Origin of the sequence: Geotalea sp. SG265 (assembly GCF_022808985.1) — a bacterium.
In the GTDB taxonomy this organism is placed as follows: domain Bacteria; phylum Desulfobacterota; class Desulfuromonadia; order Geobacterales; family Geobacteraceae; genus Geotalea.
Window position 1 is genome coordinate 210,214 of the sequence record NZ_JAKZFT010000004.1, and the last position, 16,321, is coordinate 226,534.

Genomic DNA, 16,321 nt, shown 5'->3' on the forward strand with positions numbered 1-16,321 from the left:
ACCTTGGCTCCCGCCTGAGGCCTATTTCTCCGAAAGATCGTTCAGAAGAAATTGCACTCCTTCAACCCGGTTGACAACCTCGGCGGCCCGGTAGACATCATTGATGGAATCGACCCGGCCCCTGAGCACCACTTTCCCTGAGACCGTCTGCACCTGGATATCATATTTCTGCAGCGTCGGATCCTTGGCAAGTGCTTCCTTCACCTTGGCCGTCACCACCGAATCATCAAGCTGCACCTTCCGCCTATTTCCGCCATTCTGCGTTGTTTCGCATGCCGATAAAGCAGCCACCAAACCTATGCCGATGAGAATTTTGCCGAGCAATTTCGACTTGAACATGAAAGGCTCCTTTTATGTTTGTTGCTGGTCACATAATCATCCTCTTGAGGGGATTGAACAGCCTTCGCCACCATCGAAATAAACCTCTGATCAGCGTGCAACTATAATCCCCGCTTGCCCCAATGTCAAAATAGTTTACCTGCGTCCCTACTCCCCCAGTACCAACACTTTTCTTTTCTGCAAAAAAGCGTTCATCACCGATTGACAGCATACTGACAATATGGTTGAATGTGCGACATTTATGAAGAATTCCGCAATGATAGACATGGAGAAAAACGTCGGTTTCCTGCTGGCTAAGGCATACCAACGGGCCAGCGCCATCTTCAAGGAAGAATTCGAGGGATACGAGCTGACCCCGCAGCAGTTCGGGCTGCTCGGCTTCTTATGGCAGGAGGACGGGCTTTCCCAGGCAGAGCTGTCGGCACGCAGCCAGATCGACCGCACCACCATCGGCGGTCTCATCGGCCGGCTGGAAAAGGAGGGGCTGGTGAAGAGGCTGGTCCATCCCCATGACCGCCGCGCCTATCAGGTCTGCCTGACTGAGCTGGGCAAAGCCATGGAAGATCAGCTGGCTCCCCTGGCATTGAAGACCCTGGCCCGGTTCACCGCGCCCCTGACCGACCGGGAAGTGGAAACCCTGAGACACTTGCTGAACAAACTCCGCAGCTGATCTGGAGAAACCATGAAGACTCCGATGATACTCGCCATGCTGGCGTTTGTCTGCCTGGGATCATCACCGGCCCCGGCGCTGACGCTGAAAGACTGCCTGGCCAAGGCGGCCGCAGCCAATACCCAGCTCAGAGCCGCCGCCTATGACGAACGGATCGCCGCCGAAGGGGTCAACATCGCCACCAGCGGTTACCTGCCGCGGGTGGATCTGCAGGCGGGCTATGTTGCCCAGCAGGCACCCCAGGCCGTGAGATTCGGGCAACAGTCGCTGCCGACCCAGCAGGCCGATTATGCCTTCGCCAACCTGGCCATTTATCAGACTCTCTACGATTTCGGCCGCACCAGCGCGCGCCGGGAGCAGGCGAAGCTGACCCGGGAGGCGGTGCAGCAGAATTACCGGGGAGAGGAGCAGGATGTCTTTCTCCAGGTGGTGCAGGCCTACTACGGTATCCTGGCCGGAGAGAAATACCTGACCACGGCCGAAGACGAGGTCAGACAGATGACTCACCACCGCAAGGTGGCCCAGGATATGTACGAACAGGGGGTGGTGACGCGCAACGACCTGCTCCAGGCCCAGGTTAAACTTGCCAACAGCCGTCAGAAAAGGCTCTCTGCCGCCAACAGCCTGGACAACAGCTGGCTCTACCTGAATTTCCTCACTGGGCAGGCTCCCGCTTTCCGTTCCGACCTTGAGGAACCGGCACAGCACACGGAAACGGCCGATCTGGACATGATGATGGCAATAGCCCTGCGCAAGCGCCCGGAAATAGCTGCACTGAAGAAAACCATCCAGGCCGATGAGGCGGTGGTCCGGGAAAACAAGAGCAACTACTATCCAGAAATCTTCGCCAAGCTTGGTCTTGATTACCTGGAAAACGACAAGGTACAGGAGCAGACCATCATGTCGGCCACGGTGGGGATCAAGATCAACCTCTTCGACGGGCTCGCCACCACCGCACGTAAACGGCAGGCATTACAGATCAAATCGCGGGAAGAAGAGCGGCTGCGCAACCTGGAGGCATCCGTCCGCCTCGAATTGCAGGCCGCCATGAATGACCTGAAGGTGGCGGAGGAGCGGATCGCAGTTTCGGAGGTGGCGATCCGCCAGAGCGAGGAAAACCTCCGCATCAACAGCGACCGCTACCAGGAGAAGGTCGGCACGGCCACCGATGTCATCGATGCCCAGACTCTCCTCACCCAGACGCGCAACGACTATTTCAGATCGGTGTTCGATTATCAGGTGGCGGCGGCAAGGGTCAAGCGGGCCGTTGGAGAGTTGTAGCCCCCCCTGCTCACTCAGGGTTCGCTTCCCCTTGTGAAATGGGGGGATAGAAGGGAGCACAATGGAGGAGTAATGGCAGCAGAAGTTATTGAGAATACCTCGGAAGAGTCCGGTAAAGGCCCAGGCAAGCGTAGGCGCGCCGGCATCATCCTTCTGGTCATGGTAGTGCTGATGCTGTTCTTCGGCGGCCGCTGGTGGATCACCAGCAGAACCCATATAACCACGGACAACGCCTTCGTCGAGGCTCACGTCCATTCCATATCCCCCCGCATTCCGGCCACGGTGAAAAGCGTGCTGGTGGTGGACAACCAGTTTGTCAGGAAAGGGGACCTGCTGGTGGAACTGGATCCCAGGGATTACGAGATGAAGGTCGCCACGGCCAACGCATCCATGGACATGGCCCGGAACGAGACCTCTGGAGAGCACGCCAAGGTCGCCACAGCGAAGACGGCGGTAAATCTGGCAAGAGTGCGGCTGGACCAGGCCCAGATCGACCTCGATCGAGGTAAGGCGCTCTTTAACCGGGAGGTCGTCCCCAAGGACCAGCTGGACAAACTGCAAACGGCCTACCGTGTTGCGGTCATGGACAAGCGCCAGGCTGAGGAGGCCCTGAGGCAAGCGGAAGCTGAAGTGGGGCTCGGCACCGGCGGCAGGGATGCCAAGGTGGCCCAGAAGAAGGCCCAGCTTGACGAGGCCCGGCTCAATCTCTCCTATACCAGGATCGCCGCCCCCGCCGACGGATATGTCACCCGCAAATCAGTGGAACCCGGGAATTACGTGCAGACCGGCCAGCCGCTCATGGCCCTGGTGGCCTTGCAAGATGGCTGGGTGACGGCCAATTACAAGGAAAGCCAGCTGACTAACGTCCGGCCCGGCCAGAAAGTCACCTTCACCGTCGATGCCTATCCCGGCCAGGCCTTCCGCGGCGCGGTGGAAAGCATCATGGCCGGCACCGGGGCCGCCTTCTCGCTCCTCCCCCCGGAAAACGCCACCGGCAATTACGTCAAAGTTGTGCAGCGTATCCCGGTCCGGATCGACATCGACCGGAAGAGCGACCCCCAACACGTCCTGCGGGTCGGCATGAGCGTCGTCCCCACGATCATCATTGACAAGCCTCTGGGGGAGATTCTGCGGGAAATTTTCTAGCATAAACCACTGCCGAGCAGGCAGACGTGGCGTCGGGAGTGAGCGACGAGCCACAGCGGCGAGCGGACACCCGCCGTGCGGCGAACGGAGAATGGCTCGCGGGTTCAAGCATTATGCCGCATTAGGAGGTCGACACCGCAAGGTCCGCAGCTGTGGCGACAGAGCGAACGGACGAGGTCACGGCTGCCTGCTCAATCATAACGACATCCATTTATGACAACCAGCCCGAAAACAATCAATAAATGGCTCATCACCATCGCGGTCATGCTCCCCACCATAATGGAGATCATCGACACCTCGGTGGCCAACGTCGCCCTGCCCCACATGCAGGGGAGCCTCAACGCCGGCACCGACGAGATCACCTGGGTGCTCACCTCCTATCTCGTTGCTAACGCTGTGGTGCTCCCCATGACCGGCTGGCTGGCGCGCATGTTCGGCAGGAAGCGTTTCCTCCTGACCTGCATCGTCCTCTTCACCGTCTCGTCCTTTCTCTGCGGTGCCGCTCCAACGCTGGAACTGCTCATCTTCTTCCGCATCATCCAGGGAGCGGCCGGAGGCGCCCTCATCCCCACCAGCCAGGCGATCATGATGGAAACCTTCCCCCCCCAGGAACAGGGGATGGCAATGGCCATCTTCGGCGTCGGCGCCATGTTCGGCCCGATCATCGGCCCGGCCCTGGGGGGGTGGATCACCGATAACCTCAATTGGCGCTGGATTTTCTACATCAACCTCCCCATCGGCGTCATTGCCGTCATCATGGTCGCCTACTTCATCTATGATCCCGCCTACCTGAAAGGGAAGGTCCGCGCCGCCATCGACTATTGGGGCCTGGCGCTGCTGATCATAGGCCTGGGAACCCTGCAGGTGGTTCTGGACAAGGGGCAGCAGGACGATTGGTTCAGTTCCTCCTTCATCCTGACCAATGCCGTTATCTCCGCCTTAACACTTTCAGCACTGATTTACGTGGAGCTGAAACACCCCCATCCCATCGTCAACCTGCGGCTGTTCAAGAATGTCTCCTTCTCCGCCGGCAACTTCATCATGTTCATCGTCGGCTTCTGCCTCTACAGCTCAATCATGCTCATTCCCCTCTTTCTCCAGACCCTCATGGGCTACGATGCCACCCTGGCCGGGATGGTTCTGGCCCCGGGAGGGGTGGCCACCCTCATTACCATGCCCTTTGTCGGCGCCGCCATCCAGCGCTACGACGGCCGCAAGGTTGTACTCTGCGGACTGATCATCGGCGCCTGGTCAATGTTCATCATGCGCGGCTTCACCCTGGAAGCCTCCTACTGGGATTTCGTCTGGCCGCGGATCATACTCGGCTTCGGCCTGGCCATGATCTTCGTCCCCCTGACCACTGTCACCCTGGCCACAATCCAGCGGGAGGAAATGGGCAACGCCACCGGTATCTTCAACTTGCTGCGCAACGTGGGGGGCAGCGTCGGCATCGCCATTTCCGCCACTATGCTCGCCCGCTACGGGCAATTCTACCAGAACAGCCTGGTGGGACACATCACGCCATATGATCCGGCGGTCCGCCAGCGACTGGCCGCCCTGAAACAGGCGGCCCTGAGAAGAGGCATCGACGCCGCCACCGCCGACAAGACCGCCCTCGCCTCCATCTACGGCATCGTCCGCCGCCAGGCGGCCATGCTTGCCTACAACCGCATTTTCTGGATCGTGGGTATCGCCTTTCTCATCATCATCCCCTTCCTCCTCCTGCTGAAAAAGCCCAAGCGACACAGGGGTCCGGTGGAAATACACTGACAATCGCGTCCCCTGGCAGCGGAAAAATCCTGTGGTAGAATTAAAAAGCTATCATTATATAATGACTGCCGGAGGCACGCATGCTCCGTTTGTCTCCACAAATCAAACTCACCCCCATGTCTATCGTTCTTATCTACACCCTGACCGGTGTCCTCTGGGCAGTGGCGGCCATGACACTCCATTCGGGTCAGATGGGCCGATACTTGACCTTCATCCGCTTCGAGATCGCCAACCACGCCTTTTTCATCGTCGTCACCGCCCTCATGCTTTACTTTCTCATCCATCACAGCATGGAAGAGATCATGCGCCGGGAAGAAACGCTGCACCGGGTAAGCCGCGCCTTCAAGGCGCTGAGCGAGTGCAACAAGGCCCTCATTCACGCCACCGACGAAATCCAGCTCATGGAGCAGATCTGCCGGACCTTCGTGGCGATCGGCGGCTATCGTCTGGCCTGGGTCGGCATCGCCGAAAAGGACGAGGAAGGAAGCATTCGCCCCGTTGCCCATTGGGGGGACCGGAACGGCTATCTGCAGAATCTGAAACTGTCGTGGCTGGATAACGAGTGGGGACGGGGCCCGACGGGGACGGCCCTGCGCACCGGCAAGACCATCGTCGTGCAGCACATCCCCTCGGACCCGGCCTGGGAGTTGTGGCGGGACAGGGCCATGGAGCATGGCTTTGCTGCGTCCATTTCCCTTCCCCTCTCCTTCGAAAAGGGTCCGTCCGGCGCCCTGGTCATCCTTGCCGGCGAAGAAGGTGCCTTCGACACCACCGAGGTGAAGCTCCTGGAAGAGCTGGCCGCCGACCTCTCCTTCGGCATCAGGGCACTGCGCAAGGATGGGGAACGAAAGGAGGCGGAAAAAGAACGGACCCTTTTCGCCTCGGTGATCCAGCAAGCCCAGGAGGGAATCATCCTCATGGACGACAGCGGTCGGATCCATTACGCTAACCCCGCCGTGGAGGCGATCATCGGCCATGCCCCGGACACCATGACCGGCAGGAACATCCGGGATATCGACTGCGAGCCCCACATGCACGGCTTCTACACAGCCATCTGGGAAGCCGTATCCCGCGGCGAAACACGCATCACCAATGCTATTCAGAAGGGGGGCGAACACCTCCCCTACTATTTCGACGCCACCCTCTGGTCCATCGCCGATGAAGCCGGCAATGCCACTACCTACGTGGCATTGATCAGGGATGTGACCCACGAGGTCAAACTTGAGCGGCAGCTGAGCCAGGCCCAGCGCATGGAGTCCATCGGCACCCTGGCCGGAGGGATCGCCCACGATTTCAACAACAGCCTGGCCTCCATCATCACCTGCACCGAGATGGCCAGAGATGACGTGCCCGAGGAGAGCCCAGTCCGGGAACTTCTGGACGTAGTGCTCAAGTCCAGCTACCGGGGCAGGAACCTGGTCAGGCAGATCCTCACCTTCAGCTGTCAGGTGGAACAGGAGCGGCAGCCGGTTCATGTGGAGCGCGTCATTAACGAATGCCTCAAGCTGCTGCGTGCCTCCTTTCCCACCTCCATCACCATCCGCCCCAATATCTGCAACGCGCCGGGCATGGTACTGGCCGATCCGACCCAGATCCACCAGATCATCATGAACCTGTGCACCAACTCGGGCCACGCCATGCATGAGAGCGGCGGCGTTCTGGAGATCGCCCTGATCAACGTGGACCTGGACACGGCCGCCGTCTCAGGCTTTCCCGACCTCCCTTCCGGCCGCTATCTTAAGCTGAGCGTGCAGGACACCGGGCACGGCATGGACCAGGCAACCATGGAGCGGATCTTCGATCCCTTTTTCACCACCAAGACCCGGGGGGAAGGAACTGGACTTGGGCTGTCGGTGGTGCACGGCATCGTCAAGAACCACGGAGGGGCCATCACGGTCATCAGTAAACCTGGCAAGGGGACCTGCTTCCACATCTTTCTCCCCCGAACCGATGATCCGGAATCATGCCAAGCCGATAATCGGCAGCTCCCCCCCATGGAGGGGCGGGAGAGGATTCTCTTCGTCGATGACGAAGAAGACCTGCTCTTTGCGGGCAAAAAGATGCTGGAGCGGCTGGGGTACCGGGTGGAGTCGTGCCGGGACGGCAATGAGGCACTGACGGCATTCAGGCTGGAGCCCCATGGCTACGACCTGGTTATCACCGACCAGACCATGCCCCACATGACAGGCACGGAACTGACCAGGGAGATCCTGCGGATCAGGAAAGACATGCCGGTCATATTATGTACCGGCTTCGGCCATGCCTCCCAGGAATTCGCCACCCGCGAGGGACAGGAATCCATCGGCATTCGTGAGCTGGCCCTGAAACCCTTCGAACGAGGGGAAATGGCCAGGCTGATACGCCGGGTGCTGGATCAAGGGTAACACCCAAGACTCCACCACGAATGGCACGAATCAGCACGAATAAAACCTTTTCCGGAAATGATTGAAAGAATCACTCTGGCTCAACGCATGACAAAGCAGCATCATGGTTCAAAGAGAATCGCCTAAAGCCATTTGTATTCGTGACCATTCGTGTCATTCGTGGTTAAAGGTTTTTTGAGGAATCAATGGCAAAGATCCTCATCATCGACGACGACGAACTGATGTGCCAGTCCCTGTCCCACGTGGCCATGCGCTGGAGGCATGATGTGGCCTGCTGCCATACCTTGGCGGCCGGGCGACAGCAGCTCTCTGCCAATGATTTCGACGTGGTTTTCCTTGATGTGCGCATGCCCGATGGAGACGGGCTGGCCCTTCTGCCAGAGATTCAGGCTGCCCCATCTGCCCCGGAAGCCATCATCATGACCGGCTACGGCAACCCCACGGGGGCCGAACTGGCCATCAACAACGGCGCCTGGGACTATATCGAAAAAGGGGCTTCGGTAAAGGACATCACCCTTTCCCTGGTCCGGGCACTTGAGTACCGCAAGCAGAAGCAGCAGGGAAGCGGGGCTAGAAACGTGGTGATGCTCAAGCGTGACGGCATAGTCGGCGCCAGCCCCCGCATCAATGCCTGCTTAGAGCAGGTGGCGCAGGCTTCGGGCAGTGACGCCGGAGTTCTCGTTACCGGCGAAACCGGATCGGGGAAAGAGCTCTTTGCCCGGGCCATCCATGCCAACAGCGCCCGGGCAGAAAAACCGTTCGTCGTGGTCGATTGCGCCGCCCTGCCCGATACCCTGGTGGAAAGCCTGCTATTCGGCCATGAAAAAGGTGCCTTTACCGGCGCGGAGCAGGCACGGAGCGGGCTCGTCGCCCAGGCCGACGACGGGACGCTCTTTCTCGACGAGGTGGGAGAGCTTCCCCTTGCCGTCCAGAAAGCCTTTCTGCGCGTTCTGCAGGAGCACCGCTTCCGACCGGTGGGAAGCCGGCTGGAAATTTCCAGCGATTTCCGGCTAATCGCCGCCACCAACAGGAACTTGGAGGAGATGGCCGATAGGGGAAGCTTCCGCCAGGACCTGCTCTATCGTCTCCGGACCTTTGCCATCGAGCTCCCCCCCCTGCGGGAGCGCCGGGAGGATATCAGAATTCTGGCCCGAACCTTTGTGGACAGGGTTTGCGAGCGATATTCCCTTGGCGCCAAAGGCTTTACCCCGGACTTCATGCGGATGCTCGCCTCCTATGTCTGGCCGGGAAACGTGCGGGAACTGTTCAATTCCCTTGAACGCGCTGTTGCCGCCGCAGGGAGCGAAGCGATCCTTTTCCCCAAGCACCTGCCGACCCAGATCAGGGTGCAGGTGGCGAAGGCATCCGTCGGCACCGGTCAGTCCCAGGCCGAATCCCCTACCCTTTCCATGGTTTCCTTCCCCCGATTCCACGACTTCCGCGAATCCATCTACACCCAGGCGGAAAGGCAGTACTTCCAGGACCTGCTATCCCTCTCGGGAGAAAACATCACCGAGGCCTGCCGCCTCTCCGGCCTTTCCCAATCCCGCCTCTATGCACTGCTGAAAAAGCTTGAACTGCCGAAAAGCTGCTGAAGCCTTCCACATCGTCATTCCTGTTTCTCAGGAAATTTCCTGCCCGGCAGGAAACCCCCAAACCTCTGTAATTACACGATTCCCATAGGAATACCGCCCATGCTCCCCTCTTTCACAGGAAGGCTCCGCTGTTCCGCCGCAACCACTCCTCCCGTAACCATGCGAAATTAATCAGCTTTAAAAAAATGAATCAATACTAATTTGCGGCATTACTGTTGCTCTCTATCGGTTGAAACCAACGCCAAAGGCGAAAGGAGAGCGCTATGAAACATCCGGTCGAAAACAGCCTGTGGAAATACACCAGTATGATGATCGTCGGGTTGATCGCTGCAGGCACCCTGATCGTGGCAGGGGCTGCCAACCTGCCGGCCGGCAGCAGCATGCTGGCCACCTTCTTTATCGTCTTCATGGGCGCCATCATCGCGCTGCAGCTGGTGCCGGGACTCATGCTTTTCGCAGCAATGATCAAGGGCATTTACGCCGCGCTGCGCAAGGAAAAAGAAGAGTAAAGGAGAAAAACATGAACGAGCAGGCAATCCTCATAGCCGACAGGGACAACGAGTTCCGCAACCAGATCGCCGAGTATTTCCGGCGTGCGGGTTACCTTGTGGAGACGACCAATTCCGCTATCCATGCCTTCTGCAGCATCGTCGAAAAGCATATCCCCGTCATCCTGCTTGGAGAGGACTTCGACAGCAAGATCGCTTCCGCCGACCTGATCCCTCTCCTTAAACGGTGCAACCGCCGCCTGGCGATCATCGTCGTCTCGGACCAGGTGCCGTTGTCGCTGGCCAGAAAGATACGACAGGAAGGAATCTTCTACCATGCCCTGAGACCTGCCGGCCCGGCCGACCGGGAAGAGCTTCGCCAGGCGGTTGTCTGTGCCCTGAAGAGAAACGTACCGGAACCATCCGGCACCAATAACGAGCAAAGGGAGGAATGAACCATGAGACTTGCAGCCAAGACGATTACGGCAGTTGCAGGAACGGCCACCGCAGCAGTGGCGGCAGGGGAACCGCGGGAGGACGGTAGCGGGTTGGCGGTCGCCATCTTCCTGGCCTTCTGTGCCCTGATTGTCGTAGGACAGCTGTTGCCCATCTTTCGGACCCGCATCAACCGCAAAAGGGCGCAACAGGCTGCCGGCGAAGCCGTTCCGGTCAGGGAAGGGGAAGAGAGGCAGTGATGATCCATCAAATTACAGGGGGAGGTACACCGTGAAAGAGACAGAAAACCTACTACTGCTCATTGCCGGTATCACGCTCCTGGCCGTGGCCGCCGCCCATGCAGGGGAAGAGGGCTATTCCTACGGCAGCATCGAAGGCAAAAGCGACACCTGCCTGGCATGCCACCGGGACGGGAAGGCCGTTGCCCCCCGCTACCGGATCGACACCGGCCAGTACAACCACACGAGCCACGCCAGAATCGGCTGTGCCGCGTGTCACGACGGGATCTCGCCGGGCCATCCCGCCGACCGCATCGTCTCGAAGAAAACCTCCTGCAACCAGTGCCACAGGGACACGGCCGAGGAGTATGGCCGCAGCAAGCATGCCGGCAAGGCATCCTGCGGCGATTGTCACAATCCGCACCAGGTAAGCGCTCCGGAAGAGATATCGGGGCAGGAAATGAACCGGATGTGCGCCAGCTGCCACAGCAAGGAAGCCATGGAGGCACGGCATGCTGCATGGCTGCCCCAGGCCGATCTGCACTTGGGCATGCTTCCCTGCGTGACCTGTCACACCGCTTCAGAAAACTACCTGATCACCCTTCACATCATAAAACGGGACGGTGACAATCCCTATGGGGAGTTCAGGCTGGCGACGTTCGCCGAACTCGACAAACTGGCGGAAGGCAAAGATATCCGGTCACTCATCGACACCAACAGCGACACGTACATTTCCTTGGAAGAACTGCGCCAGTTCAACCAAAAGCAGAACCAGAGGCTGCTGCGTCTCCAGGGGGTCATGGTCCCGGAACAGGTCACCCACGATTTCAAAGCTCTGGAGAGCCGCTGGAACTGCACCTTCTGCCATGCATCCGGACCCAAAGCCATGCAGAGGAGCACCCTGGCCCTGCCGGAAAGAAACGGCTCCTTCACCCGTATCGACGTGGAAAAGGGGGCAGTCCTTGAGGCACTGGGAAGCACCCCCGACTTCTATATGACCGGCGCCACCCGTAATGCCACCCTGAACAAGGTCGGCCTGGCCATCATCGCCGGAGGGCTGGTAATGCCCGTGGGACATGGTTTCCTGCGCTTTGTGACCCGTAAAAACAGAAAAGAAAGGAGTCACCGCCATGAGTGAAAATAAGATGATCTACCTGCAGCCGACCCCGGTCCGCATATGGCACTGGCTCAATGCCCTGGGAATCGTCACCCTCTGCATCACCGGCATACAGATTCGCTTTCCCGAGTTCATGGCCATCTTCGGCAGCTACAAGACCGCCATCATGCTCCACAATACGGCCGGCATAGTCGTCTCCCTTTCCTTCTCCCTGTGGTTTTTCTACTACAAGATGTCGGGGAAGCTGGCGAAGATTTATGTCCCGAAACCTGACGAGCTCAAGTACGGGCTGGTACGCCAGGCTTTCTTCTATTTCTTCCGCTACTTCCGCGGCGACCCCAGCCCCCATCACGCCACACCCGACAACAAGTTCAATCCCATGCAGAAGTCGGCCTATCTGGCCATCATGTTCGTCCTCATGCCCCTGGTGGCCCTGACCGGCATCCTGCTCATGAATGTCACCCCCCTAAGGGAGCTGATCCTCCTGAGCGGCGGTCTGAAGATCCTCGTCGCCGTCCATTTCCTGCTCGCCTGTTCCCTGGGCGCCTTCCTCTTCACCCATGTTTACCTGGCAACACTAGGGCGCACTCCAACGGCGTACATCAAGCCCATGTGGAGCGGATGGGAAGAGACCGAAGGGGATGAGGCCGAAGTTCATCATTGACCGTCAGCCAATTACAGAGCGTGAAAGGAGGATGCCATGACCGTCCATACGACCAACATGAAACAGGAGAAAAATCTGCCGAACATCGCCGCCCCGTCCCGTCGGGGGCTGTGGGGCATGGTCATCTTTCTCGGCATCAGCCTCTGTGCACTGGCAGTACGGGATGCGCAGCTTTTAGCCGCCCTGCCGGAAACGGTGCGGGCACTGTTGGGGGATACGCCGCCACCGGTGCTGATCCACCTTGCCATGGCAGCCTCCACCGTTTCGGCGCTGATCCTCATCCTGGGCAGGATCACCGGCCACACCCGCCCCGACTACAGCTGGATCAACATCGCCATGCCGGTGCTCTTCTATCCCCTCTATCTCATAGCCGATACGGACCGGAGCAGCTTTATCTCCGTAATGGCGGTGGGGCTGATCCTGCTTTTGCTGGAACACCTGACCGTGCGGCACTGTGCAGTCAGAGCGATTAACAGACAGGCGAAGAAGCGTTGGTAGAATCAAGGACAACAAGGTGGCTGGTAGCCGGAGGAGCACTACCGGCCGCCTTGGCCTATTCCCATCCTCGGTTCTGAAGGAAAGGGCGACCAGATCCTTGTTGTCACTATCATGCACGTGAAACGTAAACCGAATTCCTGGCGCAGCAACTTGCCGTCAATTAATCAGTGATCCCATTTCTCCCTTTCTTCCGGCGCTGCCTCCCTTCTTTCACCTTGACCTTATCCCCCCCTGTTGCTAGATTCGTTCACATAAGTCTTTTCTCCTTTTTCCCATGGACAGATGAGGTTGCCACAAATGAGCGAACTGGTCGAGGTCACGAAACGGACTCCTTTACCGGCTGTCAAAAAGCGCGACATTACTGCTGCCGCAGGTGACTCGCGGCGCAAGATCCTTCTGAATAGCGCCATTCCCGCAATTATCGAGGCGATACCCGATTACGTGCTGGTCCTGGACCGGCAATACCAGGTATTGGCCGTCAATACCCGGCTGTTGGATGCCTTCGGGCTGGACGACCCACAGATGCTGATCGGCCTTAAGCCCGGCGAGGCGCTGCACTGCATTCATGCGGAGCAGAACCCGGATGGGTGCGGTACCGGCAAGCACTGCCAAAAATGCGCCGCTGTGCTCTCCATTATCGAAAGCGAACAGGCCAACGCCCAGGTGGTGAAGGAGTACCGCATCACCATCGACAACGGCCAATGGAGCGCCCTTGACCTGGAGGTGGTCGTCTCGCCCTTGCAGATTGGAGATCTGCAGCTAATCCTGTTTGTCATGCGGGACATCAGCGCGGAGAAGCGGCGCAAGGTGCTGGAACAGGTTTTCTTCCATGATGTGATCAATACGGCGGGTGGGATTCGCGGCATGGCCGAAGTGCTGGCCAAGGGGATGCTGCCTACTGCCGATGAGGAGAAGTACTATAAAGAGTCCATGGTCAGCCTTTCGGCGAAGCTGATCGATGAGATCGTCTACCAGCGGCACCTGCTGGCTGCGGAAAAGGGGGAATTCAGACCCGATCCGGGCATGGTGGAGGTGGCCAAGTTGCTCAAGGAAGTGCAGACCCTCTTTGCCAACCACGATGTGGCCGAGGGGCGCAACCTGGTGCTGAACTGCTCGACCGGCACCAGCATCGTCACCGATGCGGCGATCCTGCGCCGCATCCTGGGGAATATGATCAAAAATGCCTTGGAGGCATGCAATAAGGGGGAGACCGTCACTCTCTCCTGCACGGAGGATACGGAGTCGATCACCTTCATGGTCAACAACCCGGGGGTCATGTCGGATGATGTGCAGCTGCAGCTTTTCCAGCGCTCTTTCAGCACCAAGGCGGCAGAAGGCAGGGGTATCGGCACCTACAGCATCAAGCTGTTCGGCGAGCGCTACCTGAAGGGAAACATTTCATTTACCAGCAATGAGCAGGAGGGGACGACCTTTCGCTTTACCATTCCGCGGTATTTGTCGGTGAAAGGGGAAAAGGGTGAAGGGTGAAAGGCAGGTTCGAGGTTCTAAATTCCAAGTTCTATGCTCTAGGTTAAAAAGGCCCGTCTGCTGTGCTCTTGCGGCAGATGGGCCTTTTTTTACTCATGAATACTTCACCAGGTCGACCATGTCTCTGACCGCCTGATCCAGTCCCACCAGCACCGCCTTTGAAATGATGGAATGGCCGATGTTGTATTCCTCGATCCCCCCCAAGGCCGCGACCTTCCTGATATTGTGATAATTGAGGCCATGGCCGGCGTTGATGCCGAGCCCCAGCTTTCCGGCCAGTCTGATGGCGTTTTCAATCTTCTTCAGCTCTTCCTGCTCGGCCTTCCAGTTGGGCGCATCGGCAAAGGCGCCGGTGTGGATCTCGATGTAGTCGGCGCCAGTCTTGTCGGCTGCCTTGATCTGGTCGGTGTCCGGGTCGATGAAAAGGCTGACGATCAGCCCGCCATCCTGCAGTTTTCCCACGGCTTCTCTCACGGCATCCAGGTGGAGCCGCACGTCCAGTCCCCCTTCCGTGGTCAACTCCTGGCGCTTTTCCGGCACCAGGGTGCACATGTCAGGTTTCACGGAAAGGGCGATGGCGACCATCTCTTCGGTGGCGGCCATTTCCAAGTTGAGCCTGGTCTTGATGGTCTGGCGCAGGAGGCGCAGGTCCCGGTCCTGGATATGGCGGCGGTCTTCCCGCAGATGGATGGTGATGCCGTCGGCGCCGGCCAGTTCGGCAATGGCCGCTGCCGCTATGGGATCGGGCTCTGCCCCTCCCCTTACCTGGCGGATGGTTGCTACATGATCGATATTCACACCCAGTCTAGCCAACTTTGCTTCCTCCGATGTTCTGCTCGACCAGATCGGCGATCTCTTTCGCCCAGCCGGTGATCTGGTACTTGTCCTGCCCCTCCAGCATGATGCGCAACAGGGGCTCGGTGCCGGAGTAGCGGATGAGAATGCGCCCTTCGTCCTTGACCTTGGCCTCGATGTCGCCAATGAGACCGGCCACCGCCGGAATGGTCATCACGTCCCGCTTTTCGGCCACCCGCACATTGACCAGAACCTGGGGCAGAGCGGTCATCACCTCGGCCAGCTCGGAGAGGCGCTTGCCCCGGCGCTGCATCACCGCCAGGACCTGCAGGGCGGAAAGTATGCCGTCGCCGGTGGTATTGTGGTCGAGGAAGATCATGTGCCCCGACTGCTCGCCACCCAGGTTGTAGCCCCCCTTCTGCATCTCTTCCACCACGTAACGGTCGCCGACGGCTGTCTTGATGACGCGCCCCCCCGCCCTTTTCACGGCAATGTCGAGCCCCATATTGCTCATGACCGTTGCCACAAGGGTATTCTTCTTCAGCAGGCCGTGCTCCAGCATATAAGTGGCGCAGATGGCCATGATATTGTCGCCGTTGACCTCGTTGCCGAATTCGTCGACGAAAATGACCCGGTCGGCATCGCCGTCCAGGGCAATCCCAAGGTCGGCGCCATGTTCCTTGACCGCGGCACTGATGACTTCAGGGTGCAACGAACCGCAACCGGCGTTGATGTTGGTGCCGTTGGGCTTGACGCCAATGGCGATCACTTCCGCTCCCAACTCCTCGAAGACGGCAGGCGCAACCTTGTAGGCGGCGCCGTTGGCGCAGTCGAGGACTATCTTCAGGCCGCTCAGGTCCAGATCTTTCGGAAAGGTGCTCTTGAGGAAGACGACGAACCGCCCCGCCGCGTCGTCGAGGCGGTAAGCCTTGCCCACTTCACTGGCGATGGGGCGCATGGCATCCATTTCCCCGGAAAAGATCAGCTCCTCGATGCGTAGCTCCATTTCATCGGGCAGCTTGAAACCGTCCCGGGAAAAGAATTTGATGCCATTGTCCTGGAAGGGGTTGTGGGATGCGGAGATGACGACCCCCGCATCAGCCCGCATGGAGGAGGTAATGTTGGCGATGCCGGGCGTGGGAAGCGGGCCCACCTGGAGCACGTCCACCCCCATGGAGCAGATGCCGGCGACCAGGGCATTTTCGATCATGTAGCCGGAGAGCCGGGTATCCTTGCCGATGACGATCCGGTGCCGGCGTTTGCCGTTGCGGAAGATATGGGCGGCTGCGCGACCGATCTGCATGGCCATTTCCGTTGTCATGGGGTAGACATTGGCAACGCCCCTGACGCCGTCCGTGCCGAAAAGTTTTTTCATTGTCGTTCCTCCGAGTGTTGGAAGAAAATTTTCGCTA

The 16,321-nt window shown here is 59.0% G+C and carries 16 protein-coding genes; 13 read left to right on the forward strand and 3 right to left on the reverse strand.

The window, feature by feature from the left end; all coding sequences use genetic code 11:
* Positions 1 to 21 precede the first annotated feature (21 nt).
* On the reverse strand, positions 22 to 339 hold the full coding sequence (locus tag ML541_RS06795) for a BON domain-containing protein (protein ID WP_243371848.1): 318 nt from the start codon (positions 337 to 339) through the stop codon (positions 22 to 24).
* A 256-nt stretch (positions 340 to 595) separates the two neighbouring features.
* Between ML541_RS06795 and ML541_RS06800 the strand changes: the two genes are divergently transcribed.
* From ML541_RS06800 to ML541_RS06860, 13 genes are all read left to right on the forward strand, one after another.
* Complete coding sequence (locus tag ML541_RS06800; RefSeq protein ID WP_243371992.1) at positions 596 to 1,009, forward strand: MarR family transcriptional regulator; 414 nt, start codon at positions 596 to 598, stop codon at positions 1,007 to 1,009.
* A 12-nt stretch (positions 1,010 to 1,021) separates the two neighbouring features.
* On the forward strand, positions 1,022 to 2,290 hold the full coding sequence (locus ML541_RS06805; RefSeq protein ID WP_243371850.1) for a TolC family protein: 1,269 nt from the start codon (positions 1,022 to 1,024) through the stop codon (positions 2,288 to 2,290).
* A gap of 72 nt (positions 2,291 to 2,362) precedes the next feature.
* Positions 2,363 to 3,436, forward strand: coding sequence for an HlyD family secretion protein (locus ML541_RS06810; RefSeq protein WP_243371851.1), 1,074 nt, complete (start codon positions 2,363 to 2,365; stop codon positions 3,434 to 3,436).
* A 213-nt stretch (positions 3,437 to 3,649) separates the two neighbouring features.
* Positions 3,650 to 5,206 (forward strand): DHA2 family efflux MFS transporter permease subunit, encoded by a 1,557-nt coding sequence (locus ML541_RS06815; RefSeq protein ID WP_243371852.1) that lies wholly within the window; start codon positions 3,650 to 3,652, stop codon positions 5,204 to 5,206.
* An 80-nt stretch (positions 5,207 to 5,286) separates the two neighbouring features.
* Positions 5,287 to 7,590: an ATP-binding protein gene (locus tag ML541_RS06820; protein WP_243371853.1), complete on the forward strand. Its 2,304-nt coding sequence runs from the start codon at positions 5,287 to 5,289 to the stop codon at positions 7,588 to 7,590.
* Positions 7,591 to 7,775: 185 nt separating this feature from the next.
* Complete coding sequence (locus ML541_RS06825) at positions 7,776 to 9,185, forward strand: sigma-54 dependent transcriptional regulator (RefSeq protein ID WP_243371854.1); 1,410 nt, start codon at positions 7,776 to 7,778, stop codon at positions 9,183 to 9,185.
* A 263-nt stretch (positions 9,186 to 9,448) separates the two neighbouring features.
* Positions 9,449 to 9,694 carry a hypothetical protein gene (locus ML541_RS06830; protein ID WP_243371855.1) on the forward strand — a complete coding sequence of 82 codons (246 nt, stop codon included), beginning with the start codon at positions 9,449 to 9,451 and terminating at the stop codon, positions 9,692 to 9,694.
* An 11-nt stretch (positions 9,695 to 9,705) separates the two neighbouring features.
* Complete coding sequence (locus ML541_RS06835; RefSeq protein ID WP_243371856.1) at positions 9,706 to 10,128, forward strand: response regulator; 423 nt, start codon at positions 9,706 to 9,708, stop codon at positions 10,126 to 10,128.
* 3 nt (positions 10,129 to 10,131) lie between these two features.
* The gene (locus ML541_RS06840; RefSeq protein ID WP_243371857.1) at positions 10,132 to 10,368 is read left to right on the forward strand and encodes a hypothetical protein; all 237 of its coding nucleotides are present in this window, start codon (positions 10,132 to 10,134) and stop codon (positions 10,366 to 10,368) included.
* A gap of 31 nt (positions 10,369 to 10,399) precedes the next feature.
* Positions 10,400 to 11,485: a cytochrome c3 family protein gene (locus tag ML541_RS06845; protein ID WP_243371859.1), complete on the forward strand. Its 1,086-nt coding sequence runs from the start codon at positions 10,400 to 10,402 to the stop codon at positions 11,483 to 11,485.
* A complete protein-coding gene (locus ML541_RS06850) occupies positions 11,478 to 12,128 on the forward strand; it encodes a cytochrome b/b6 domain-containing protein (protein ID WP_243371861.1) in 651 nt (216 codons plus the stop codon). The genes ML541_RS06845 and ML541_RS06850 overlap by 8 nt, the downstream gene beginning before the upstream one ends.
* 36 nt (positions 12,129 to 12,164) lie before the next feature.
* A complete protein-coding gene (locus tag ML541_RS06855) occupies positions 12,165 to 12,626 on the forward strand; it encodes a hypothetical protein (protein WP_243371863.1) in 462 nt (153 codons plus the stop codon).
* A gap of 297 nt (positions 12,627 to 12,923) precedes the next feature.
* Positions 12,924 to 14,114, forward strand: coding sequence for a PAS domain-containing sensor histidine kinase (locus ML541_RS06860; protein ID WP_243371865.1), 1,191 nt, complete (start codon positions 12,924 to 12,926; stop codon positions 14,112 to 14,114).
* A 93-nt stretch (positions 14,115 to 14,207) separates the two neighbouring features.
* On the opposite strand, the gene ML541_RS06865 is transcribed toward ML541_RS06860, so the two are convergent.
* Both ML541_RS06865 and glmM read right to left on the reverse strand, forming a co-directional pair.
* The gene (locus ML541_RS06865; protein ID WP_243371867.1) at positions 14,208 to 14,927 is read right to left on the reverse strand and encodes a pyridoxine 5'-phosphate synthase; all 720 of its coding nucleotides are present in this window, start codon (positions 14,925 to 14,927) and stop codon (positions 14,208 to 14,210) included.
* Positions 14,920 to 16,284 carry a phosphoglucosamine mutase gene (gene glmM, locus ML541_RS06870; protein ID WP_243371868.1) on the reverse strand — a complete coding sequence of 455 codons (1,365 nt, stop codon included), beginning with the start codon at positions 16,282 to 16,284 and terminating at the stop codon, positions 14,920 to 14,922. The genes ML541_RS06865 and glmM overlap by 8 nt, the downstream gene beginning before the upstream one ends.
* Positions 16,285 to 16,321: the final 37 nt, after the last annotated feature.

Coding starts and splice junctions, on each gene's coding strand:
- ML541_RS06860 (WP_243371865.1), top strand. CDS start 12,924: ATGAGCGAACTGGTCGAGGTCACGAAACGGACTCCTTTACCGGCTGTC.
- ML541_RS06810 (WP_243371851.1), top strand. CDS start 2,363: ATGGCAGCAGAAGTTATTGAGAATACCTCGGAAGAGTCCGGTAAAGGC.
- ML541_RS06820 (WP_243371853.1), top strand. CDS start 5,287: ATGCTCCGTTTGTCTCCACAAATCAAACTCACCCCCATGTCTATCGTT.
- ML541_RS06815 (WP_243371852.1), top strand. CDS start 3,650: ATGACAACCAGCCCGAAAACAATCAATAAATGGCTCATCACCATCGCG.
- ML541_RS06795 (WP_243371848.1), bottom strand. CDS start 339: ATGTTCAAGTCGAAATTGCTCGGCAAAATTCTCATCGGCATAGGTTTG.
- ML541_RS06800 (WP_243371992.1), top strand. CDS start 596: ATGATAGACATGGAGAAAAACGTCGGTTTCCTGCTGGCTAAGGCATAC.
- ML541_RS06825 (WP_243371854.1), top strand. CDS start 7,776: ATGGCAAAGATCCTCATCATCGACGACGACGAACTGATGTGCCAGTCC.
- ML541_RS06835 (WP_243371856.1), top strand. CDS start 9,706: ATGAACGAGCAGGCAATCCTCATAGCCGACAGGGACAACGAGTTCCGC.
- ML541_RS06840 (WP_243371857.1), top strand. CDS start 10,132: ATGAGACTTGCAGCCAAGACGATTACGGCAGTTGCAGGAACGGCCACC.
- ML541_RS06830 (WP_243371855.1), top strand. CDS start 9,449: ATGAAACATCCGGTCGAAAACAGCCTGTGGAAATACACCAGTATGATG.
- ML541_RS06805 (WP_243371850.1), top strand. CDS start 1,022: ATGAAGACTCCGATGATACTCGCCATGCTGGCGTTTGTCTGCCTGGGA.
- glmM (WP_243371868.1), bottom strand. CDS start 16,284: ATGAAAAAACTTTTCGGCACGGACGGCGTCAGGGGCGTTGCCAATGTC.
- ML541_RS06855 (WP_243371863.1), top strand. CDS start 12,165: ATGACCGTCCATACGACCAACATGAAACAGGAGAAAAATCTGCCGAAC.
- ML541_RS06850 (WP_243371861.1), top strand. CDS start 11,478: ATGAGTGAAAATAAGATGATCTACCTGCAGCCGACCCCGGTCCGCATA.